The sequence below is a fragment of the Pseudomonas sp. B21_DOA genome (assembly GCA_030544685.1).
In the GTDB taxonomy this organism is placed as follows: domain Bacteria; phylum Pseudomonadota; class Gammaproteobacteria; order Pseudomonadales; family Pseudomonadaceae; genus Aquipseudomonas; species Aquipseudomonas fluorescens_AO.
The window spans coordinates 4,536,590-4,558,294 of the sequence record CP086683.1 but is presented as its reverse complement, the minus strand read 5'-3'; the positions used below and the strand labels follow the sequence as shown (position 1 = coordinate 4,558,294).

The window sequence follows — 21,705 nt, the reverse complement described above, 5'->3', positions numbered from 1 at the left end:
GCAGGAAAAACCAATGACCACTGGTGAAAGCGTCACTGGATCATCTATAACTAGCGACTCTTCCCACGGACCATCGAGAGTCTTCCATGAGCAATGTCTACAACGTCGCCGTAGTGGTCGGTAGCCTGCGTAAAGCATCGATCAATCGCAAAGTTGCACTGGCCCTCGCCGAACTGGCACCGGCCAATCTCAAGCTCGAGATTGTCGAAATCGGTGAACTGCCGCTGTACAACGAAGACATCGACGGCGATTCTCCGCCCGCAGCCTACAGCACTTTCCGTCAGAAAGTGGCGTCATCCGACGCGGTGCTGTTTGTTACCCCCGAGTACAACCGTTCGATCCCGGCACCGTTGAAGAACGCCATCGACGTCGGTTCGCGCCCTTATGGCCAGAGCGCGTGGAGCGGCAAGCCTGGCGCGGTGATCAGCGTATCCCCAGGCGCCATCGGCGGTTTCGGCGCTAACCAGCACCTGCGCCAGACCTTCGTTTTCCTCGATATTCACTGCCTGCAACAGCCGGAAGCGTATCTGGGCGGTGCAGGCAACGCGTTTGATGAAGCGGGCAAGCTGAGCGACTCGGTGAAACCGTTCCTGCAGAAATTCATCGATGCGTACGGCCAGTTCGTCGAGCAACACAAGAAATAACCGCGTACACAAAAACCTGTGGGAGCGAGCTTGCTCGCGAAGGCGTCGTCAGCCGTTGCAAAATTGCTGATTGACCTACCGCTTTCGCGAGCAAGCTCGCTCCCACATTTTGATCTTCAATCCATTTTCGATAGTTGAAGGCTTCTGCGAATGCTCGCTGCGTCACTGATTTTCCTGCTGACCATCACCCTCGTCATCTGGCAACCCAAAGGCCTCGGCGTCGGCTGGAGTGCAACGTTGGGCGCCGTGCTGGCGTTGATTTTCGGTGTCGTCCACCTCACGGATATCCCGCTTGTCTGGCAGATCATCTGGAACGCGACCGGCACCTTCGTAGCGCTCATCATCATCAGCCTGTTGCTCGACGAAGCTGGCTTCTTCAATTGGGCGGCGCTGCACGTGGCGCGTTGGGGGCGGGGCAGTGGGCGCAAGCTGTTTGCCTTCATGGTGCTGCTCGGTGCGCTGGTGTCTGCGTTGTTCGCCAATGACGGCGCGGCGCTGATTCTCACGCCGATCGTGATTTCGATGCTGTTGGCGTTGCGCTTTTCACCGGCGGCGACGCTGGCATTCGTCATGGGCGCCGGGTTCATTGCCGACACGGCGAGCCTGCCGCTGGTGGTGTCGAACCTGGTCAACATCGTTTCGGCAGACTTCTTCCACATTGGCTTCAATCGCTATGCCGCGGTGATGGTGCCGGTCAATTTCGTCAGCGTGGCGGCGACGTTGGGCATGTTGCTGTGGTTCTTTCGCCGCGATATTCCAGCGGCTTACGACCCGGAACAATTGGAAAATCCGCAAACCGCGATCCACGACAAAGCGACGTTCTATGCCGGTTGGGCGGTGCTGGTGATCCTCTTGATAGGCTGCTTTGCCCTCGAACCGCTGGGCATTCCGATCAGCGCAATTTCGGCAGTGTGCGCCGCGCTGCTGCTGGGCATTGCCGCGCGGGGCCACAAGATCTCCACGCGCAAGGTCATGAAAGAGGCGCCGTGGCAGATCGTGATTTTCTCGCTGGGCATGTACCTGGTGGTGTACGGCCTGCGCAACGCCGGGCTCACCAGTTACCTCGCTGGTTGGCTGGACGCGTTCGCCGGCCACGGCGTGTGGGGCGCGGCCATGGGCACCGGTGTACTGACCGCGTTGCTGTCGTCGATCATGAACAATTTGCCGACGGTGTTGATTGGCTTGTTGTCGATCGATGCCAGCCAGGCCAGCGGGGTCATCAAGGAAGCAATGATCTACGCCAACGTCATCGGCAGCGACCTGGGGCCGAAGATCACTCCGATCGGCAGTCTGGCGACCTTGCTGTGGCTGCATGTGCTGGAGCGCAAGGGCATTCACATTGGCTGGGGCTATTACTTCCGCGTCGGGATTGTGCTGACGGTGCCGGTGTTGTTGGTGACCTTGGCGGCGTTGGCGGTGCGGCTTTCGCTGTAGACCGGGGTGGGCCCAATCGCTGGCAAGCCAGCTCCCACAGGATTTGTATCCACCGCGAAACCTGTGGGAGCTGGCTTGCCAGCGAAGGGGCCAGTTCAGGCACCACAAATCTCAGGTTTGGCCGGGCACATTCGGCCAAAGATCCGCCACCAGAAACAACCGCTCCGCCTCTTCCCATTCGCCCTGGGCATTCTCGGTGAGGCGCACCATCAACTGCGCCGGGGCCAACGCTGGCAGGTCTTCGAGCCACAAACGCAGATGCTCATCCGCCCAGACCTGATCCGCCGGATAATGCGCCGGCGCCAGCCATGCGTGGCGGGGCAGGGGTTGCCAGCGGCCCGGCGGGCGCTGCGCGACAAACGCCGGCCAGTCTTTCTGATGCAGCCAACTGCCACGCAAATGTTGCGGATGCGCGCCGTGGGGTGAATCGGCTTGCCCGGGCCACGGATACAGCAGATAACCGCCCAGCCACAATTGCGCGCTGAACGTCTCGATATCCAGCGCGGCGAGCACTTCGCGGCTTTCCGGGCGCGCCGAGATCGGCAATTGATGCTCGGCCAGATGCGCCAGTTTGCGATCCAGCCGGTCATGACAACCCGGCCCCAGCCACTGCGCCGGATCGCGGCCATCGCCAGCCTGCGGGCCAAGGTAGAGCTTTATCGCCAATTCCAGGTGATGCACGCCGTCGCGGTCACGCAGCAGCATGTCGAGTTCGCCGAGGGTATGCCCGGCGCGGCGGATCGGCAGGTTGGCGGCGATGAGTTCGATGCCCGGCGCGTGCTCCACGGCGAACTGCCACAGACGCTCGTAATACAGGCCCAGACGCCGGGTGCGCGCCTGCGCCAGCCATTGCAGCAGGCCGTAACTGTCGTGGTCGAGCTGGCGCAGCCAGTGTTCGAGACGCTGCGGGTCATGTACCCAATCGCTGCCGGCCAGCGGATGGCGCTGCGGCCACGGCGTGGCGGCGAGCATCGGCGGTGCGAGGATGACCCACGCCAGGTCCCGCACTTCGGGATGGCGTAATTGATGAGGCAACTGCAACAGGTCGGGAAAGAGGATCATCTTGCGAGCATAGCCTTAAACCTGAGCCCGCCCTTGAGGCTGAAAGGATTTTGTCTATCTGGCGCTTTCGCCCATAATCGGGTTTTCGCGTTTTCGATTGTCCGCAGAGGTCCCATGGAGCAATTTCGTAATATCGGCATCATCGGTCGCCTGGGCAGTTCCCAGGTGCTGGATACCGTCCGCCGACTGAAACGCTTTCTGCTCGACCGTCACCTGCATGTGATCCTCGAAGACACCATCGCTGAAGTCCTGCCCGGCCACGGCCTGCAAACCTCGTCGCGCAAGATGCTCGGCGAAGTCTGCGACATGGTCATAGTCGTCGGTGGTGACGGCAGCCTGCTCGGCGCCGCGCGGGCGCTGGCCAAACACAATATTCCGGTGCTGGGCATCAACCGTGGAAGCCTCGGCTTCCTCACCGATATTCGCCCGGACGAGCTGGAAATCAAGGTCGCCGAAGTGCTCGATGGCCACTATCTGGTGGAAAACCGCTTCCTGCTGCAAGCCGAAGTGCGTCGCCATGGCGAGGCCATCGGCCAGGGCGATGCGCTCAACGACGTGGTGCTGCACCCGGGCAAATCGACGCGGATGATCGAATTCGAGCTGTACATCGACGGCCAGTTTGTCTGCAGCCAGAAGGCCGACGGCCTGATCGTCGCCACACCCACGGGCTCCACTGCCTACGCCTTGTCTGCCGGCGGGCCGATCATGCATCCCAAGCTCGACGCTATTGTGATTGTGCCGATGTACCCCCATACCTTGTCGGGACGGCCGATCGTGGTCGATGGCAACAGTGAGCTGAAAATCGTCGTGTCCAAAGATATGCAGATCTACCCGCAGGTCTCCTGCGACGGCCAGAACCATTTCACCTGCGCACCGGGCGACACCATCACCGTGAGCAAAAAGGCACAGAAGCTGCGCCTGATTCATCCGCTCGATCACAATTACTACGAGGTGTGCCGCACCAAGCTTGGCTGGGGCAGCAAGCTGGGGGCGGAGGCGACTGATGCTCGATCCCGCGCGCAGTTACGACCTGATCGGTGACGTGCACGGATGCGCCATGACCCTCGAACACTTGCTGGACCGTCTCGGTTATCACAAGCAGGGCGGGGTCTGGCGGCATCCGTCACGCATGGCGGTGTTCGTTGGCGACATCATCGACCGTGGCCCGCGCATTCGCGAGGCGCTGCACATCGTTCACGACATGGTCGAGGCGGGGCAGGCGCTGTGCATCATGGGCAACCACGAATTCAACGCGCTCGGCTGGGTCACCCCGGCGCCACCGGGCAGCGGCAAGCAGTTCGTGCGCGAACACACCAAGCGCCATGCGCGGCTGTTGCAGGAAACCCTGACTCAATTTGAAGACCATCCCGGCGACTGGCATGACTTCCAGCAATGGTTCTACGAGCTGCCGCTGTTCGTCGATGCCGGTCGTTTCCGCGTCGTCCACGCTTGCTGGGACGCCGGACTGATCGAGCCGCTGCGGGCGTTGTTCCCCAATGGCTGCGTCGATGAGCATTTCCTCCAGGCCTCGGCCGTTCCCGGCAGCTTCGCCTGCACCGTGTTCGATCGCCTGCTGCGCGGCACCGACATGCGCCTGCCCGGTGGCTTGACCATGACCAGCGGCGACGGTCTGGTGCGTTCATTCTTTCGCACCAAATTCTGGGAAGACGACCCGAAAACCTACGGCGACATCGTCTTCCAGCCCGATGCGTTGCCAGAACCTGTCGCGCAGACGCCGCTGACTTCAAGCGAAAAGAATTCTTTGCTGCGCTATGGCGTCGACGAGCCGTTGCTGTTCGTCGGCCACTACTGGCGCAGCGGCAAACCGGCGCCGATCCGCCCGAACCTCGCGTGCCTGGATTACAGCGCGGTGCTCTACGGCAAACTGGTGGCCTATCGTCTGGACCAGGAAACGCGCCTGGATCCGCAAAAATTCGTCTGGGTCGATGTCGAGCGGCCGGAGGTGCTGCAATGAGTGCGGTAGCGGTATTGCGCCTGCCGTTGGCGGTGGACTTGAGCGGTTTCGTCAAACTGCTGCAACGTATGCAAGTCCCCCATCGGGTCAGCGAAGAGGCGGGCGAGCAGGTGTTGTGGGCGCCGGAGGAAATCAGCGAGGACGTGCGTTCGCTGTACGAGCGCTTCCCGGCTGGCGACCCGGAACAGCAACTGGATATTCCTGCAGGCCAGACCTTCAAACGGCCAGGCTTCGGCGAACAGCTGAAACACGCCAAAGCCACCGGGTTCATTCTGCTGTTGAGCCTGATCGTCGCTGGCCTGACCTTTCTCGGCGAAAACCTCGAGACACTGCGCTGGCTGACCTTCCTCGATTTCCGCGTGATCGGCGAGTACATCCACTTCACCCCGCTGGCCGACAGTCTGGCGGCAGGGCAGTGGTGGCGGCTGGTCACGCCGATGCTGATCCACTTCGGCATTCTCCATCTGGCCATGAACGGCATGTGGTACTGGGAACTGGGGCGGCGCATCGAGGCGCGCCAGGGCAGCATCAACCTGATTGGCCTGACGCTGCTGTTCAGTCTGGTGTCCAACTACGCGCAGTTCGTCTGGAGCGGCCCGAGCCTGTTTGGTGGGCTGTCCGGCGTGCTTTACGGCTTGCTCGGGCATTGCTGGATCTTCCAGCTGCTGGCACCGAATCCGGCCTATCGCCTGCCGCGCGGCGTGCTGGTAATGATGCTGGTGTGGCTGGTGGTGTGCATGTCCGGGCTGATCTCGCTGATCGGTTTCGGCCAGATCGCCAATGCCGCGCACCTGAGCGGGTTACTCATCGGATGCCTCACCGGTTTGTTGGGCGGTTTGTATAACCGCCGTAAACTGGCCGTCTAACATTTTTGTTTCAGTAAAGAGCACGGAGACCCTGATGTCCTCTTTCAACGACATGATCAACAACATCACCCCGGACATCTACGAAAGCCTGAAACTGGCCGTGGAGATCGGTAAATGGTCCGACGGCAACAAACTCACTGCCGAACAGCGCGAGCTGTCGTTGCAGGCGATGATCGCCTGGGAAATCCAGAACCTGCCTGAAGACCAGCGCACCGGTTACATGGGCCCGCAAGAATGTGCGTCGAAGTCGATCGAAGTGCCGAACATCCTGTTCAAGTCGGATGCCATCCATTGATCGAGATTGGCCGCGGTGCAATCAGCAAAATGTCGGCGCGTCTGGACGGGTCGAACGTGCAGTACGCGTTTCGTCTGGATGACGTCGAGGTGCCGGTCAACCCGTTGATCGGCAGCACGCTGCGTCTGGAATTTTTGGGGCAATTCATTGCACCCATTGCGGGCGCAGGACCAAAACCAGTTTCAGTCAGGGTTATTGCTACCCGTGCATGACGAAACTGGCGCAGTGCGACCTGTGCATCATGAGTCCGGAGCGTTGCCACTTCGACGCCGGCACCTGCCGTGATCCGGTGTGGGGCCAGCAGTTCTGCATGACTGATCATGTGGTCTACCTGGCCAACTCGTCGGGGATCAAGGTCGGCATCACCCGTGCCACGCAGTTGCCGACCCGCTGGCTGGATCAGGGCGCAAGTCAGGCGCTGCCGATCATGCGCGTATCCACACGTCAGCAATCGGGGTTTGTCGAGGACCTGTTCCGCAGTCAGGTGGCGGACAAGACCAACTGGCGCGCCCTGCTCAAGGGCGATGCTGCAGCGGTGGATCTGGCGCAGGTGCGCGATCAGTTGTTCGAAAGCTGCGCCGAAGGCCTGCAAGGCTTGCAGGAACGATTCGGCCTACAGGCAATTCAGACGATTGCCGATGTCGAACCGCTGGAAATCCGCTATCCCGTCGAGCAATACCCGGCGAAAATCGTCAGCTTCAACCTGGACAAGAACCCGATTGCCGAAGGCACGCTGCTGGGGATCAAGGGCCAGTACCTGATCTTCGACACCGGCGTGATCAACATTCGTAAATACACGGCCTATCAGCTTGCCGTGCATCAATAAGGATTCCAGCATGCGCACCGAACAACCGAAGATGATTTACCTCAAGGACTATCAGGCGCCCGAGTACCTGATTGACGAAACCCACCTGACCTTCGAGTTGTTCGAGGACCACAGCCTGGTTCACGCGCAACTGGTGATGCGCCGCAACCCCGAGCGCGGCGCCGGCCTGCCGCCGCTGGTGCTCGACGGCCAGCAACTGGAGCTGCTGTCGGTAACGCTGGCGGACCAGGAGCTGAGCGCTGCTGACTATCAAGTCTCGGATAGTCACCTGACCCTGCAGCCGACCAGTGAAACCTTCACCCTCGACACCAGCGTGCGCATCCACCCGGAAACCAACACCGCGCTGGAAGGCCTGTACAAGTCCGGCACGATGTTCTGCACCCAGTGCGAGGCCGAAGGCTTTCGCAAGATCACCTATTACCTCGACCGCCCGGACGTGATGAGCAAGTTCACCACCACCGTCGTGGCCGAACAGCACAGCTATCCGGTGCTGCTCTCCAACGGTAACCCGATCGCTTCCGGCCCCGGCGAAGACGGCCGGCACTGGGCGACCTGGGAAGACCCGTTCAAGAAACCGGCGTACCTGTTCGCGCTGGTCGCCGGTGATCTGTGGTGCGTCGAAGACACCTTCACCACCATGAGCCAGCGCAACGTCGCGCTGCGCATTTATGTCGAGCCGGAAAACATCGACAAGTGCCAGCACGCGATGAACAGCCTGAAGAAATCCATGCGCTGGGACGAAGAGGTCTACGGTCGCGAGTACGATCTGGACATCTTCATGATCGTCGCCGTCAACGATTTCAACATGGGCGCGATGGAGAACAAGGGTCTCAACATCTTCAACTCCAGCGCCGTGCTGGCCCGCGCCGAAACCGCCACCGACGCCGCGCACCAGCGGGTCGAGGCGATCGTCGCCCACGAATATTTCCACAACTGGTCGGGCAACCGCGTGACCTGCCGTGACTGGTTTCAGCTGTCGCTCAAGGAAGGCTTCACGGTATTCCGCGATGCCGGTTTCTCTTCGGACATGAACTCGGCGACGGTCAAGCGCATTCAGGACGTGGCGTACCTGCGTACCCACCAGTTCGCCGAAGATGCCGGGCCGATGGCCCACGCCGTGCGCCCGGACAGCTTCATCGAGATTTCCAACTTCTACACCCTGACCGTGTACGAAAAGGGCTCGGAAGTGGTCGGCATGATCCACACCTTGTTGGGCGCCGAAGGCTTCCGCAAGGGCAGCGATCTGTACTTCGAACGCCACGACGGCCAGGCCGTGACCTGTGATGATTTCGTCAAGGCCATGGAAGATGCCAATGGCGTCGACCTCAGTCAGTTCAAGCGCTGGTACAGTCAGGCCGGCACACCGCGTCTGGCCGTCAGCGAGTCCTACGACGCTGCCGCAAAAACCTACAGCCTGACCTTCCGCCAGAGCTGCCCGCCGACCCCGGACAAGGTGGAAAAACTGCCGTTCGTGATCCCGGTCGAGCTCGTCCTGCTCGACAGCCAAGGCAATGAAATCGCCCTGCGTCTGGCTGGCGAAGCCTCGGCACAAGGCTCCACCCGAGTGGTCTCGGTGACCGAAGCCGAGCAGACCTTCACTTTCGTCGACATTAACGAGCAACCGCTGACATCGCTGCTGCGCGGCTTCTCGGCGCCGGTGAAACTGAGCTTCCCGTACAACCGCGATCAACTGATGTTCCTGATGCAGCACGACAGCGATGGCTTCAACCGCTGGGATGCCGGTCAGCAATTGTCGGTGCAAGTGCTTCAAGAGTTGATTGGCCAGCATCAGAAAGGCGAGAGTCTGAAGCTCGATCCGCGTCTGGTGTCGGCGCTGCGCACGGTGCTGTCCGATGACTCGCTGGATCAGGCGATGGTTGCCGAAATGCTCTCGCTGCCGGGGAGGCCTATCTCACTGAGATCAGCGAGGTGGCTGACGTCGAGGCGATTCATGTCGCTCGCGAATTCGCCCGCAAGCAACTCGCCGAAGGCTTGTTCGAAGCGCTGTGGCTGCGTTATCAGGCCAATCGCGATCTGTCGAAAAAGACTCCGTACGTCGCCGAGGCCGAGCACTTCGCTCGTCGCGCCTTGCAGAACATTGCCCTGTCGTACCTGATGCTCAGCGGCAAGCCGGAAGTGCTGGCGGCGGCGCTGGAGCAATTCGAGACCGCCGACAACATGACCGAGCGCCTGACTGCGCTGGCGGTGCTGGTCAACTCGCCATTCGAAGAGCAGAAGGCTTTGGCTTTGGCCAGCTTCGCCGAGCACTTCAAGGACAATCCGCTGGTCATGGATCAGTGGTTCAGCGTGCAGGCCGGCAGCACCTTGCCGGGCGGTTTGGAGCGGGTGAAGGCGTTGATGCAGCACCCGGCGTTCAACATCAAGAACCCGAACAAGGTGCGGGCATTGATCGGCGCGTTCGCCGGGCAGAACCTGATCAACTTCCACGCGGCGGACGGTTCCGGTTATCGCTTCCTTGCCGATCTGGTGATCGAACTGAACGGCTTCAATCCGCAGATCGCCTCGCGCCAACTGGCCCCGCTGACCCGCTGGCGCAAATACGACAGCGCGCGCCAGGCACTGATGAAGGCCGAGCTGGAGCGGATTCTGGCGTCCGGGTCGCTGTCCAGCGATGTGTATGAAGTGGTGAGCAAAAGCCTGGCGTAACGCCGATTAGATGTTTGGGGCGTTTAATTGATCGTTCCCATGCTCTGCGTGGGAATGCCTCTCCCGACGCTCTGCGTCCCTTGCTGCATTCCTTTGCTGCGCGTGGGAACGATCAACAAAAAATGCCGCTCAACGAGCGGCATTTTCATTAGTACAAGAAACAGCTATTTACGCAGATCAAACCGATCCAGATTCATCACCTTCGTCCATGCCTTGACGAAATCATTGACGAACTGCGTCTTCGCATCGGCGCTGGCATACACCTCGGCCAACGCGCGCAATTGCGCATTCGAGCCGAACACCAGATCCACTCGTGTCGCCGTCCACTTTGGCGCCCCGGTCTTGCGGTCACGGCCTTCAAACTCATCGGCATCCCGTGACGTCGGCGTCCATTCCACGCCCATGTCCAGCAGATGAGTGAAGAAGTCATTGCTCAGCGTATCGGTTTTATCGGTGAACACGCCATGCCGCGTCTGCCCGACGTTGGTGTTCAACACCCGCAGACCACCCAACAGCACGGTCATTTCCGGTGCCGTGAGAGTCAGCAATTGCGCCTTGTCGATCAGCAGAGTTTCCGCCGCAACCGTGTATTTGCCTTTGCTGTAATTGCGGAAGCCATCGGCGATCGGTTCGAGGAAGCCGAACGATTCGACATCGGTTTGCTCCTGCGAAGCATCGACGCGGCCCGGTGAGAACGGCACCGACACTGAGTGCCCGGCGTTCTGCGCGGCTTTTTCCACCCCGGCATTGCCGGCCAGGACGATCAGGTCTGCCAGCGAGATCTTCTTGCCATTGGCAGCCGAACCGTTGAACTCGTTCTGGATGCCTTCCAGCGTGCTCAGCACCTTGTCCAATTGCTCGGGCTGGTTGGCCTGCCAGAACTTCTGCGGGGCCAGACGCAAGCGACCACCGTTGGCGCCGCCGCGCTTGTCCGAGCCGCGAAAGGTCGACGCTGCCGCCCACGCCGTCGAGACCAGTTGTGACACCGACAATCCCGAAGCCAGCACCTTGTTTTTCAGCGACGTGGCGTCGCTGTCATCGATCAGCGCGTGCGTCACGTCGGGCAGCGGGTCTTGCCAGAGCAATTCCTCTTGCGGCAATTCGGGGCCGAGGTAGCGAGAGAGCGGACCCATGTCGCGATGGATCAGCTTGTACCAAGCGCGGGCGAACGCGTCGGCGAGTTGATCAGGATTGGCCAGGAAGCGCCGGGAGATCTGTTCATAGGCAGGATCGAAACGCAGCGCCAGATCGGAGGTCAGCATGGTCGGCGAGAGCTTCTTGTTCGGATCGTGAGCGTGGGGAACGGTGCCCGCACCGGCGCCGTTTTTCGGTTGCCACTGATTGGCGCCCGCCGGACTTTTGCTCAGCTCCCATTCGAAGCCGAACAGGTTTTCCAGATAATTGTTGCTCCACTGCGTGGGCGTCGTGGTCCAGGTGACTTCCAGGCCACTGGTGATGGTGTCGGCGCCTTTGCCGGTGCCGAAGGCATTTTTCCAGCCCAGACCTTGCTGCTCCAGACCGGCCGCTTCCGGCTCTGGACCGACATTGTCGGCAGGGCCGGCGCCGTGGGTCTTTCCGAAGGCATGGCCACCGGCGATCAGCGCTACGGTTTCTTCATCGTTCATGGCCATGCGGCCGAAGGTTTCGCGAATGTCCTTGGCCGAGGCCACCGGATCCGGGTTGCCTTCAGGGCCTTCCGGGTTCACATAGATCAGGCCCATCTGCACGGCGGCGAGGGGATTTTCCAGATTGCGTTCGCCCTGATCGGTGCGGCTTTCTTCACGGCCATGCAGATCGGGCTCAGCCACCAGCGTGCCGTCGCCGGGCTCCTGCACCGGACCATTGCTCTTGCCGTAACGGTTGTCGCCGCCCAGCCACTCGGTTTCCGAACCCCAGTACACATCTTCATCCGGTTCCCAGACATCGGCACGGCCACCGGAAAAACCGAAGGTCTTGAAGCCCATCGACTCCAACGCGACGTTGCCGGTGAGCACGATCAGGTCGGCCCAGGAAATATTGCGTCCGTATTTCTGCTTGATCGGCCACAGCAGGCGGCGGGCCTTATCGAGGCTGACGTTATCTGGCCAGCTGTTGAGCGGCGCAAAGCGTTGCTGACCGGAGCCAGCGCCACCACGGCCATCGGCGGTGCGATAGGTCCCGGCGCTGTGCCAGGCCATGCGCACGAACAACGGGCCGTAATGGCCGAAGTCGGCCGGCCACCAGTCCTGAGAATCGGTCATCAGCGCTCTGATGTCTTGTTTCAGCGCTTGAAAGTCGAGGCTTTTGAAGGCTTTGGCGTAGTCGAAGTCCTGGCCCAGCGGATCGGACTTGGGTGAGTGTTGGCTGAGGATTTTCAGATTGAGTTGGTTCGGCCACCAGTCACGGTTCGTCGTACCGCCGCCGGCGGCGTGGTTGAACGGGCATTTCGATTCGTTTGCCATGTTCGTATCCCTATCAGGTCTGCGGCCGGCTCGTGCCGACTTCGGACTGGTAAGGCTAGACCCGAGTTGGCAAGTCGGCTAATAGCCCGACTGTTGGAGGCCGATAGGCAAACTCTTTCACCGCAACTCCTACAGGGATTAGCTGGATTGCGCGGTTTCGTCATCAGGAACGTCATCAAGAATATCTTCCTGGCCGGGCAATTCGGTGATGACGCTGAAGTCGCTGACTTCAACCGCGCCATTGCCATAGCCCAGCAAATGAAATGAGAAGGCCTTGCGCGGCTGCGGGTTTTCAAAGCTGAAGTCCAACTCCAGTGGCTGGTCCGCCGTGGCGACCATTTCCGTAGGCAGGCCCAGTTGCACGTCCTGTTCGAATTGCTTGGCCTTGAGCTGAATGTACGCCGCCTGCTGCGGATCAACCGAGCGCACGGTCAGGCGCACGCGGGTGTGCGAGCCTTTGGGCATTTCCAGGTATTGCGCGCCGATCAGGTTGTCGGCCCAATCATCCTTGATCTGCGCTTGCAGTGGGATGATGTTGTTGCTGCCGAACTGATAGCGATGATTGAGCGGCGTGCGCAGCAAGGACAGGTCGATGGCATCGGCGCGCGCGGCAATCTGTCGGGCCGGATGGCCGCTGTAGGTGCCTTTGTAAGTGGCGCTTTCGGCGATGAAGCCGGCGCTTTGGTAGTAGCGGCAGCGGCGCGGCAGGTCGCATTCAGAAAAGATGCCCTGACCGTTGTGGTAGCGCAGTTTGCCATTGGTGAACGACATGATTTCGCGCCCGGAATCGTAGTCGCGAAACAACGACCGACCGCTCAGCGCAGTCGGCACCGGCAGGTCGAAATAGTCGAGGATCGAGGTGCTCAGATCGACGTGGCCATAAACCCCGGCATTCAGCCGCGGCAGTTGCGCCTGTTCCGGCGCCAGCGTCAGGTTGAAACCCCATGACGAGGCCAGACGTACACCGTCGATGCCGTGGGATTCATCCGAGGTGATCACCACCAGCGTGTCGTTGAGAACGCCCTGGCGCTCGAGCCCCGAGAGAAAATGATCCAGCGCATCGTCCAGATAACCGACAGCGGCCTGCTTCGGCGTTTCATAACGTTGCAGGTAATCCTCCGGTGCGGAGTAGGGCTGGTGGGTGCCGACCGTCAGCAGCGTGAGCATCCACGGCTGTTTTTGCTTTTTCAGTTGGCCGACGTAGTCCAGCGCGCCTTCGAAAAACGCTTTGTCATCCTTGCCCCATGGGAACTCCAGATAGTTGCTGTTGCTGAACCATTCCAGGCCATGGGTCGCATCGAAACCGATGTGCGGCATGATCTTGTCTTTGGCCATGAAGCGCAGGCCGGCGCCCTGTAAATAGTGGGTGCTGAAACCGTGCTCGCGCAGCTGCGCTGGCAAGCAGGCCTGATTGCGTTCGTTGAGGGTGAGCATTTCCACGCCTTTGGGCGTGCCATTGTTGAGCTTGTCGTAGTCACCACAGAGCATGGCGTACAGACCGCGAATGGTCTGGTGGGTGTGCAGCACGTAATCCGGGGTGTTCATGCCGCGCTCGGCCCAGCGGCTCAGGTTGGGCATCAGGTCTTCTTGATAGTGACTGCCGATCGCCTCACGGTTGGCGCGAATGTAGGCACCGGGAATGCCCTCCAGCGCGATGATCAACACGTTGCGCGCCTGGCCGGGCGCGGCGAGCAATTTCTGGCCATTGAGGTCGACGTCGGTGAGTCCAGCCATCGCGGGTGTGGGTTCTTCGATATCGCCGTCCAGCCATTCTTCGGCCTGGATCTGCAGGTCGGCGACTTCGCTGGCGAGCAATTGATGCGGCAGGTTGTACAGGCGCCAGGCATCGCCGTCGTTCGGCCACAGGTTTTGCGTGCCCCAATGTGCGGCGAACAACACGATTGGCGCGACCCAGACAGAGCGAGGCAGAGCAGGGCGAGACAAGCCGCGACCAACAAACTGAGTCACCAGCCAGAAAACCAGCGCGCCCAACAAAGCAATGGTCAGGGCAGGGTGCGCAAGTCCGCCGCCGGTGGAATTCTCGACGAACTGCGGGTCAATCAGGTAGTGAATATCCGAAGGCGTCGGCAGGCGGCCGACGGCGCTGACCAGTTCTGCCGTGGCGCTCGCCAACAGTGCCCAGAACACCAGCACTGGCAAGGCCTGCCACCACGCGCGACGATGCAGTGCCACGACCAGCAGACTGCCGACGGCCAGGTCCGAGAGAAAGCCCAGCGGTGTTGACCAGCCCAACGCCGCGCGCAGGCACACGGGCACGATCAGTACCAGAACGATCAGAGAAAGGAGGCGGGCATTCGGCCGCCGTAGCCAGTTAAAAAGTGCGCTCACAAAAAAGGCCTGCGTGTCATGAAAGGGTCAAGAAACTGTGGGCGATGATACCAAGGGTAGGAACGCTGATCGGTTTTTAAACCCGCGACTGGCGATTTCAGGAAAGATCGCGTGCCTAGACCGGGCGGGGCTTCTGGACGTTTTGCGGCTTTTCAGGGAGGCAGTTTTTGTTTCAGACTGTTGTAGGTTCGTCCGGTGCTCGTGGTATTCCAGCCGCAGAAGACAAATCGCTCAGTACTATCGATATGCAATAAAGATATTTAATTTCTATTTTTTATAGCTATAAAGTCAGCCCTTTCAGCCCACCCCCATGCTGCGAGGTTGTCATGGCCACACCGTTCAAACGTTCTTCGCTGACTCTGTTGGCCGCTACTCTGGCAGCGGGTGCGCTGTTCAGTAGCGGCGCCCGGGCCGAGGGCAAAATCAGCATCGCCCAGCAATTCGGCATCGGTTATCTGATTCTCGACGTCGTGCGCGATCAACAACTGATCGAGAAACACGGTAAGGCCGAGGGTCTGGAGATCAAGGTCGACTGGAACAGCATTTCCGGCGCCACGGCGATGAACGAGGCGCTGCTCACCGGAGCGCTGGACGTGGTCTCGGCCGGCGTGCCGCCGATGCTCACCGTGTGGGATCGCACCAAGGGCAAGCAGAACGTCAAGGCTATCGCCGCGCTCGGCTCGATGCCCAATTACCTGCTGACCAACAACCCGAACATCAAAACCCTCAAGGACTTCAGCGACAAGGATCGCATCGCCGTGCCAGCCGCTGGCGTGGGGTTCCAGTCGCGCACGTTGCAGATTGAAACCGCCAGGGAATTCGGTGACGACCAGTTCAAGAAATTCGACAACATTTCAGTCAGCCTGCCGCACCCGGACGCCACCGCTGCGCTGATCGCCGGCGGCTCGGAAATCAACTCGCATTTCTCCAGCCCACCGTTTCAATACCAGGCTCTGCAAAACCCGAACGTGCACAAAGTGCTGAGCTCCTACGACATCCTCGGCGGCCCGGCGACGTTCAACGTGCTCTACACCACGGAAAAATTCCACGACGAAAACCCGAAAACCTACAAGGCGTTCTACGACGCACTGGCCGAAGCCGAGAACATCATCAAAGCCGACAAACCCGCCGCCGCCCAGGCCTACATCCGCGTAGAGCAATCGAAACTGCCGCTGGCCCTGGTCGAGCAAATCGTCAAAGACCCGGAAATTGACTTCACCGTCGTACCGCAACGCACGTTCATCTATGCCGAGAAACTGCAGGAACTCGGTGTGTTGAAGAACAAAGCGGCGAGCTGGAAGGATTATTTCTTTGAAGAGGCGCATGGTGGTGCGGGGAGTTGAGGGGGCGGCAGGCTCTTTTGGCCTTACGCTGCCGAGCTTGGTTCACGCTTCATGCTGCTGAGTAGTGGCTGTCCGTTGCCGGACAGCCGTCCCGAACCATCATGCAACGACCTTGTATTCGCTTTGGAAAACTTCGTCGCCGGGCCACCAGCGGAACGTACAGGTGAGCGAGTTGTTTTTGCTGCGCTCCAGACCCCAGCGGGGGACGATTCCGTAAGTTTCTGTCACCTTTGCGATAGTAAAAATATCGGTGCTCAGACTGCTGCCGTCGGCAAAAGTGAAATCCAGTTTGAGACGGGTCATTTTCGCCGTCGGCGTTATCTTCGCGCCGATGTCGCTGATCTTGGATAGCGAAATCTCGGTTTGCTCGGCATTCAACCCTTCGAAGTCAAAAGGAAAATCTACGGTGCCAGTCATCTTGCAATGCTCCATCTGATCAATGAGACCCCTGCAATCATTGCCGGGAATACGCAGCATAGGGCGCATGGTATTGATGCAACACTGTAAAAGTTGACAGTTCTTTAGCAAGAAACGCAATAAATCAAGGAGTGCCACTACTGTTTACGGCAGAACGGTTCTGCTTCCCCATCCTCAAAAATACTTTCAATCGGCAATCCAAACGTTCGCGCGATCTGAAACGCCAGCGGCAGGCTCGGGTCGTAGCGTTCATTTTCGATGGCGTTAACGGTCTGGCGCGAGACGTTCAAGCGCTCCGCCAGATCGACCTGTGACCACTTGCGCTCGGCGCGCAGAAACCTTGAGGTGATTTCTCATTGATAGCGACGCCGGGCGATTTGCAGACCGAGGATCCACATCGCGGCCATCACCGGCCATACGCAGGTCCACGGGATGGGGGGGCGCCGATATTTTCGATGCGGTCAAAGCATCGTTTCCATAAAAACGGGGCGGCCTGATCATCGATCAAGCCGCCCCGTTTTCCAGTCGGGCGAAGAGTCTTTCTGTCAGCGATCAATGCATCTTGCTGTGATCATGGCCGCCCATGTTGGTCAGCGCGCGGACCGGTGCCTTGACCTCAATGGTTTCTTTCTCGCCCTTGGCGTTTTCGACGGTCAGGGTCAGCGGCACGCTATCTCCTTCCTTCAATTGACCGCTCAGGCCCATCAGCATGACGTGGTAGCCGTTCGGGTCGAAGCTCACGGCTTTACCGGCAGGCAACTCAACCGACTTCACCGGGCCCATGGTCATGACGTCGTTCTTCATGCTCATTTCATGAATCTGTACGTCCTTGGCCACTGGCGAGGCAACGCTGAGCAATTTGCTGTCGCTGTCGGCAGTAACGGTCATGAACGCGCCGCTGGCAGACTGGGTCGGCACAGTGGCACGGACCCAGGCGTCGTCGACTTTGGTCTGTGCCGAGACCTGGAAGGCCAGGCCGAGCAGGGACAGTGCACATACGGTGCGTTTGAGGTGATTCAGAACGGGATGCATCAGCAGACCTCCATAACAGTAAGCAAATCTTCCGTGCACTCTTGGGCTGTCAGCGAAGTGGACAGGCCCAGGCGCAACTCACCACGCGAGTCGTAGACGTAGCTGGTGGACGTATGGGAGATGGTGTAGGTGTCGCCGGCCGGGACTTTCTCGTAAAACACGTCGAATTCCTTGGCGGTCGCCTTGGTTTCCTCAAGCGTGCCGTACAACGCGACGAAGCTCGGGTCGAAGGCTTTGACATAGGCGTCGAGGATCTGCGGCGTGTCGCGTTCGGGGTCGAGGGTGATGAACACCACTTGCAGGCGATCGCCGTCGCGGCCCATGAGTTTTTGATCTGTGCGGCGCGGGCCAGAGTGGTGGGGCAAACGGCCGGGCATTGGGTGAAGCCGAAGAAGATCATCGGCATCATCCCGCGAAAGCTCGACAGCGACATGGTCTCGCCTTCGGGGTTCTTCAGCTTGAAGGTGCGGCCGAGGATCTTGTCGCTCAGATCCTTGCCGTACTTGTACGACAGTTGGCCACGGGTATCGCAACCGGCGAGCAGGCCGAGCCCGAGCACGCCCATTCCCGCAAGTACCTTGCGGCGAGTCAACAAAGCCGTCATCTAATACCGCCTTTTGCAGCCCGCGAGTCGGCAGGACTGGCGGGGGTTAACCGTAAAAGCGCCGCATGATAGCAAACTGAGGCTGTTCGCCGGCTGCCGATCGCCGCGCGGTGCGGGATCGGACGACAAAAGGTGTAAGAAGAAATGACGGATACGCCCATTCGTTCGTTGTGATCAGAATCGATTTAAATAGTATGACGATTGGAGGCGGGCGTAGAAACACGTACTCTTGCCGCTGCGCTGCAAAGACCAAAACAACAACAGGAGTCTGTAATGCAACCGATTCGTCTCGGCCTGGTGGGCTACGGCAAGATCGCCCAGGATCAACACGTTCCCGCCATCCTCGCCAACCCCGCGTTCCAGTTGGTAGCGGTCGCCACCCAGGGCAAACCTTGCGCCGGGGTGGAAAACTTCCAGTCGCTGGGCGAACTGCTTGAAAACGGCCCGGCCGTCGATGCGATTGCCTTCTGCACGCCGCCGCAAGGGCGTTTTACCCTGGTGCAACAGGCGTTGGCGGCCGGCAAGCACGTGCTGGTGGAAAAACCGCCCTGTGCAACGTTGGGCGAGGCCATGGCCCTGGTCGATCAGGTCGCTGAACAAGGCGTCAGTGCTCTGTTCGCCTGGCATTCACGCTACGCACCGGGCATCGCCGCCGCCCGCAACTGGCTGGCCAGCCGCACCCTGCAAAGCGTACAGATTGACTGGAAGGAAGACGTGCGCAAATGGCATCCGGGCCAGGCGTGGATCTGGCAACCGGGTGGCCTGGGTGTGTTCGATCCGGGCATCAACGCCTTGTCGATCATCACCCACCTGCTGGCACTGCCGCTGTTTGTCGAAGCCGCCGAGCTGCGCGTGCCGAGCAACTGCCAGTCGCCGATTGCCGCCTCGATCAAAATGTCTGATGCGCATCAGTTGGACGTGCGCGCCGAGTTCGATTTCGACCATGGCCACGACGAGCTCTGGAGCATCGAAATCCGCTGCGCCGAGGGCGTCCTGCGCCTGGACAACGGCGGCGCGGTGCTGAGCATCGACGGCGAGCGCCAAAGCGTGTCTGAGGAGGGCGAATACGCAGCGGTCTATCGCCACTTCCAGCAATTGATCGGCGACAAGGCCAGCGACCTCGACCTGCAACCGTTGCGCCTGGTGGCGGACAGTTTCTTTGTTGGCAGCCGCGCGTTGGTCGAGCCGTTTTACGATTGAGGTGGATTGTCCGGTCTGAGTGGACGGTGAAACGCTTTTCAGCCGATTTATCCCTTTGCTGTGCGTCAGTAATCTGTACCCACTTGAACGCAACAACAAACTTCAAACTTGAAAAGGGACGCACACCATGACCACTCCAACCTACAACCGCCTGAACAAAGATGACGCTATCGTGCTGCTGGTTGACCATCAGACCGGTTTGATCTCGCTGGTGCAGGACTTCTCGCCGAACGAGTTCAAGAACAACGTGCTGGCGCTGGCGGATCTGGCCAAGTTCTTTGACCTGCCAACCATCCTCACCACCAGCTTCGAACAAGGCCCGAACGGTCCGCTGGTGCCAGAGCTGAAAGAGATGTTCCCGGACGCGCCGTACATCGCTCGCCCAGGTCAGATCAACGCCTGGGACAACGAAGACTTCGTCAAGGCAATCAAGGCCACCGGGCGCAAGCAGATCATCATTGCCGGTGTCGTGACGGATGTGTGTGTAGCGTTCCCGACCCTGTCGGCGCTGGCGGAAGGCTTTGATGTGTTCGTGGTCACTGATGCCTCCGGCACCTTCAACACCACCGTGCAGCAAGCCGCGTGGAGCCGCATGACTCAGGCTGGCGCACAAATGATGAACTGGTTCTCGGTGGCCTGCGAGCTGCACCGCGACTGGCGCAACGACATCGAAGGCCTGGGTAACCTGCTGTCGCAGCGGATTCCCAACTACCGCAACCTGATGAACAGCTACTCGGCGTTGACGCAGCAGAAGTAAGCGTTAGATCCAAAGCAAAAGCCTGCCTCGAAAGCAGGCTTTTTGCGTTCTCTACAGAAAGCCGTTCGTCCAGTGCCGGGCACTTGTCACGCTTGGGCATTTCACACGCTCAGGTACATCTCGCTGAATCACATCGGAGACCGACATGGACATTGATGAAAAGGCACCGGGCAACCACTCGCAACAAGCCGTGACGCGCACAACCGACAACGAGACCGGCCACGATCCCAAGCGTGGAAATCCAGAAGTGCCTTTGCCGCCGGACGATGAGGCACCGGTTGAGGAAGACATGTCGGATGTCGATGCGACGAACTCGGTTTCGACGGAGCACCCGCCGTCACGCTGATTGCGAGCTGTGAATCGATGCCTCTTGCTCCGAAACTAGAGTGAGGGCTCTCGCGAGCGCCCTGATGCAGTTCAGTTACCGACATGGTGAACACCAGTTTCGACCGCCCACGGTTGGCGTACTCATGCGCCACATCCGTCCGCGCTACCGCCGAACAGCCAGGCCCGACAAGCAGCTCGGCATCGCCAACCTTGAGATGCAACGTGCCTTTCTCGACATGAAACAGCTCGGTGGTGCCATTCGGGTGTCCGGCGGAAGAAAACGACTCGCCGGGAAACAGTTCCCAGCGCCACAACTCGAGCATGTTCGGGCCGCTGGTGCCGGCCAGCAGTCGCGCCGATCCACCCAGCTCACCGCTCCACAGCGTTGGGATGTCGTGGCTGTCGATCAGGTGCGCCGTCGGAGTGTCGGCGACATTGACGAAGTCGGCCACGGACAAGCCCAGCGCTGCGGCGATCTTGCACAGGGTCGCAATGCTCGGATTGGCCGAGCCTTTCTCGATCTCGACCACCATGCCTTTGCTCACGCCGGAGCGTCGGGACAGTTCGTCCAGGGTGATGCCCTGTTGTTTGCGCGCCTGATTGAGCGTGCGCGAAACCGCTGCGCTGACGGTCTGGACATCGGCGCCGGCTTCGGTCGATATATTGACTTTCTTGGTCATTGATCGCTAGCATCGTTTGAAATTCAGGTATGGGGGGATTCTGGGATGCTGTCTGTCGTGCCGTCAATCGATCCGGCTGTTGCGCAACTCGAGCCGGGCTTCAGAGCGCTGAGTATTGTCGTGCAAGCGGCGCCGATTACTCAGGCCTATGTGGCCGGTGAAGCCTTGGCCAAAGCCTGTCAGGTCGTCGCCGCCGGTGGTCCGCAGTGGGCGCCCGCGCACTTGCAGGCCTGGGCGGACGTGTTTCGCCAGTTCGGCGCCAAGCCGCAGCGCACGCCGTGCTCCGCCGAGGCTCTGCGCAAACGCGTGTTGCGCGACGGCGAGTTGCCGAGCATCGATCCGGTGGTCGATCTGTACAACGCCATCAGCCTCGAATATGCGATTCCCGTCGGCGGCGAAAATGCCGAGGCCTACGTCGGTTCACCGCGTCTGGTCGTGGCTGATGGCAGCGAGCTGTTCGATACGATGAAAGAAGGCCAGCCCGCGCATGAATTTCCGGACGCTGGCGAAGTGGTCTGGCGCGACGATCAGGGCGTGACCTGCCGGCGCTGGAACTGGCGCCAAGGCGTGCGAACCCGCCTCGATGCGCAGGCGCAGCACATGTGGTTCATCCTTGAAAGCCTGCCGGCCATGCCGCTGGAAGCGCTGACCGAGGCCGGCGACAAGCTCATCGAAGGTTTACAGCAGATGATGCCCGGTGCCGAGATTGAAAGCATGTTGATCGGCCCGGGCGCGCGGTAGTCGGCAGCACCGCGATTCCTTGTGGGAGCGAGCTTGCTCGCGAAG

General features: G+C 60.2%; 17 protein-coding genes and 4 pseudogenes. 13 read left to right on the top strand and 8 right to left on the bottom strand.

Annotated features, from left to right (window positions below; all coding sequences use genetic code 11):
* Positions 1 to 86 precede the first annotated feature (86 nt).
* Both LJU32_21020 and LJU32_21015 read left to right on the top strand, forming a co-directional pair.
* Entirely contained in the window at positions 87 to 644 is a 558-nt protein-coding gene (locus LJU32_21020; GenBank protein WKV88023.1) for an NAD(P)H-dependent oxidoreductase, read from the top strand.
* Between the two features lie 150 nt (positions 645 to 794).
* Positions 795 to 2,078 carry an arsenic transporter gene (locus LJU32_21015; GenBank protein WKV88022.1) on the top strand — a complete coding sequence of 428 codons (1,284 nt, stop codon included), beginning with the start codon at positions 795 to 797 and terminating at the stop codon, positions 2,076 to 2,078.
* A gap of 111 nt (positions 2,079 to 2,189) precedes the next feature.
* Here the strand turns inward: LJU32_21015 and LJU32_21010 are convergent, their stop codons facing one another.
* Positions 2,190 to 3,140 (bottom strand): DUF1853 family protein, encoded by a 951-nt coding sequence (locus LJU32_21010; GenBank protein ID WKV88021.1) that lies wholly within the window; start codon positions 3,138 to 3,140, stop codon positions 2,190 to 2,192.
* A 114-nt stretch (positions 3,141 to 3,254) separates the two neighbouring features.
* On the opposite strand from LJU32_21010, the gene LJU32_21005 reads away from it, so the two are divergent.
* From LJU32_21005 to pepN, 6 genes and pseudogenes are all read left to right on the top strand, one after another.
* Positions 3,255 to 4,181, top strand: coding sequence for an NAD(+) kinase (locus LJU32_21005; GenBank protein WKV88020.1), 927 nt, complete (start codon positions 3,255 to 3,257; stop codon positions 4,179 to 4,181).
* A complete protein-coding gene (locus LJU32_21000) occupies positions 4,144 to 5,115 on the top strand; it encodes a metallophosphoesterase (GenBank protein WKV88019.1) in 972 nt (323 codons plus the stop codon). Before LJU32_21005 ends, LJU32_21000 begins: the two co-directional genes overlap by 38 nt.
* Entirely contained in the window at positions 5,112 to 5,981 is an 870-nt protein-coding gene (locus LJU32_20995) for a rhomboid family intramembrane serine protease (GenBank protein WKV88018.1), read from the top strand. The genes LJU32_21000 and LJU32_20995 overlap by 4 nt, the downstream gene beginning before the upstream one ends.
* Before the next feature lie 34 nt (positions 5,982 to 6,015).
* A complete protein-coding gene (locus LJU32_20990; protein WKV88017.1) occupies positions 6,016 to 6,276 on the top strand; it encodes a DUF1315 family protein in 261 nt (86 codons plus the stop codon).
* Positions 6,273 to 7,102, top strand: a pseudogene (locus LJU32_20985) (DUF2797 domain-containing protein). Before LJU32_20990 ends, LJU32_20985 begins: the two are co-directional and overlap by 4 nt.
* Positions 7,103 to 7,112: 10 nt before the next feature.
* Positions 7,113 to 9,769: pseudogene (gene pepN, locus LJU32_20980) on the top strand (aminopeptidase N).
* A gap of 164 nt (positions 9,770 to 9,933) precedes the next feature.
* Here pepN and katG read toward each other — a convergent pair.
* Positions 9,934 to 12,210, bottom strand: a complete 2,277-nt coding sequence (gene katG, locus LJU32_20975; protein WKV88016.1) for a catalase/peroxidase HPI — start codon at positions 12,208 to 12,210, stop codon at positions 9,934 to 9,936.
* Positions 12,211 to 12,348: 138 nt separating this feature from the next.
* A complete protein-coding gene (locus LJU32_20970; GenBank protein ID WKV88015.1) occupies positions 12,349 to 14,559 on the bottom strand; it encodes an LTA synthase family protein in 2,211 nt (736 codons plus the stop codon).
* Positions 14,560 to 14,885: 326 nt separating this feature from the next.
* On the opposite strand from LJU32_20970, the gene LJU32_20965 reads away from it, so the two are divergent.
* Entirely contained in the window at positions 14,886 to 15,902 is a 1,017-nt protein-coding gene (locus tag LJU32_20965) for an ABC transporter substrate-binding protein (GenBank protein ID WKV88014.1), read from the top strand.
* A 99-nt stretch (positions 15,903 to 16,001) separates the two neighbouring features.
* On the opposite strand, the gene LJU32_20960 is transcribed toward LJU32_20965, so the two are convergent.
* The 4 genes and pseudogenes from LJU32_20960 to LJU32_20945 all read right to left on the bottom strand — a co-directional run bounded on the left by LJU32_20960 (position 16,002) and on the right by LJU32_20945 (position 17,955).
* Positions 16,002 to 16,319, bottom strand: coding sequence for a hypothetical protein (locus LJU32_20960; protein WKV88013.1), 318 nt, complete (start codon positions 16,317 to 16,319; stop codon positions 16,002 to 16,004).
* A gap of 137 nt (positions 16,320 to 16,456) precedes the next feature.
* On the bottom strand, positions 16,457 to 16,669 hold the full coding sequence (locus LJU32_20955) for a helix-turn-helix transcriptional regulator (GenBank protein WKV91166.1): 213 nt from the start codon (positions 16,667 to 16,669) through the stop codon (positions 16,457 to 16,459).
* Positions 16,670 to 16,871: 202 nt separating this feature from the next.
* Positions 16,872 to 17,351, bottom strand: coding sequence for a copper chaperone PCu(A)C (locus tag LJU32_20950; protein ID WKV88012.1), 480 nt, complete (start codon positions 17,349 to 17,351; stop codon positions 16,872 to 16,874).
* Positions 17,351 to 17,955 (bottom strand): annotated as a pseudogene (locus LJU32_20945) (SCO family protein). The gene LJU32_20950 and the pseudogene LJU32_20945 overlap by 1 nt, the downstream one beginning before the upstream one ends.
* Positions 17,956 to 18,228: 273 nt before the next feature.
* On the opposite strand from LJU32_20945, the gene LJU32_20940 reads away from it, so the two are divergent.
* From LJU32_20940 to LJU32_20930, 3 genes are all read left to right on the top strand, one after another.
* Positions 18,229 to 19,155 carry a Gfo/Idh/MocA family oxidoreductase gene (locus LJU32_20940; GenBank protein WKV88011.1) on the top strand — a complete coding sequence of 309 codons (927 nt, stop codon included), beginning with the start codon at positions 18,229 to 18,231 and terminating at the stop codon, positions 19,153 to 19,155.
* Between the two features lie 127 nt (positions 19,156 to 19,282).
* Entirely contained in the window at positions 19,283 to 19,912 is a 630-nt protein-coding gene (locus LJU32_20935; GenBank protein WKV88010.1) for a hydrolase, read from the top strand.
* 145 nt (positions 19,913 to 20,057) lie between these two features.
* Complete coding sequence (locus LJU32_20930) at positions 20,058 to 20,258, top strand: hypothetical protein (protein WKV91165.1); 201 nt, start codon at positions 20,058 to 20,060, stop codon at positions 20,256 to 20,258.
* Positions 20,259 to 20,340: 82 nt separating this feature from the next.
* Here LJU32_20930 and LJU32_20925 read toward each other — a convergent pair.
* Positions 20,341 to 20,919 (bottom strand): annotated as a pseudogene (locus LJU32_20925) (helix-turn-helix domain-containing protein).
* A 45-nt stretch (positions 20,920 to 20,964) separates the two neighbouring features.
* Here LJU32_20925 and LJU32_20920 point away from each other — a divergent pair.
* Positions 20,965 to 21,660, top strand: a complete 696-nt coding sequence (locus LJU32_20920) for a B3/4 domain-containing protein (GenBank protein ID WKV88009.1) — start codon at positions 20,965 to 20,967, stop codon at positions 21,658 to 21,660.
* The last annotated feature ends 45 nt before the right edge of the window (positions 21,661 to 21,705 follow it).

Bases quoted from the DNA above. Each gene is read 5' to 3' on its own strand.
- LJU32_21000 (WKV88019.1), top strand. From the start codon at position 4,144: ATGCTCGATCCCGCGCGCAGTTACGACCTGATCGGTGACGTGCACGGA.
- LJU32_20960 (WKV88013.1), bottom strand. From the start codon at position 16,319: ATGACTGGCACCGTAGATTTTCCTTTTGACTTCGAAGGGTTGAATGCC.
- LJU32_20920 (WKV88009.1), top strand. From the start codon at position 20,965: ATGCTGTCTGTCGTGCCGTCAATCGATCCGGCTGTTGCGCAACTCGAG.
- LJU32_20950 (WKV88012.1), bottom strand. From the start codon at position 17,351: ATGCATCCCGTTCTGAATCACCTCAAACGCACCGTATGTGCACTGTCC.
- katG (WKV88016.1), bottom strand. From the start codon at position 12,210: ATGGCAAACGAATCGAAATGCCCGTTCAACCACGCCGCCGGCGGCGGT.
- LJU32_21005 (WKV88020.1), top strand. From the start codon at position 3,255: ATGGAGCAATTTCGTAATATCGGCATCATCGGTCGCCTGGGCAGTTCC.
- LJU32_20940 (WKV88011.1), top strand. From the start codon at position 18,229: ATGCAACCGATTCGTCTCGGCCTGGTGGGCTACGGCAAGATCGCCCAG.
- LJU32_21015 (WKV88022.1), top strand. From the start codon at position 795: ATGCTCGCTGCGTCACTGATTTTCCTGCTGACCATCACCCTCGTCATC.
- LJU32_20965 (WKV88014.1), top strand. From the start codon at position 14,886: ATGGCCACACCGTTCAAACGTTCTTCGCTGACTCTGTTGGCCGCTACT.
- LJU32_20930 (WKV91165.1), top strand. From the start codon at position 20,058: ATGGACATTGATGAAAAGGCACCGGGCAACCACTCGCAACAAGCCGTG.
- LJU32_21020 (WKV88023.1), top strand. From the start codon at position 87: ATGAGCAATGTCTACAACGTCGCCGTAGTGGTCGGTAGCCTGCGTAAA.
- LJU32_20935 (WKV88010.1), top strand. From the start codon at position 19,283: ATGACCACTCCAACCTACAACCGCCTGAACAAAGATGACGCTATCGTG.
- LJU32_20995 (WKV88018.1), top strand. From the start codon at position 5,112: ATGAGTGCGGTAGCGGTATTGCGCCTGCCGTTGGCGGTGGACTTGAGC.
- LJU32_20990 (WKV88017.1), top strand. From the start codon at position 6,016: ATGTCCTCTTTCAACGACATGATCAACAACATCACCCCGGACATCTAC.
- LJU32_21010 (WKV88021.1), bottom strand. From the start codon at position 3,140: ATGATCCTCTTTCCCGACCTGTTGCAGTTGCCTCATCAATTACGCCAT.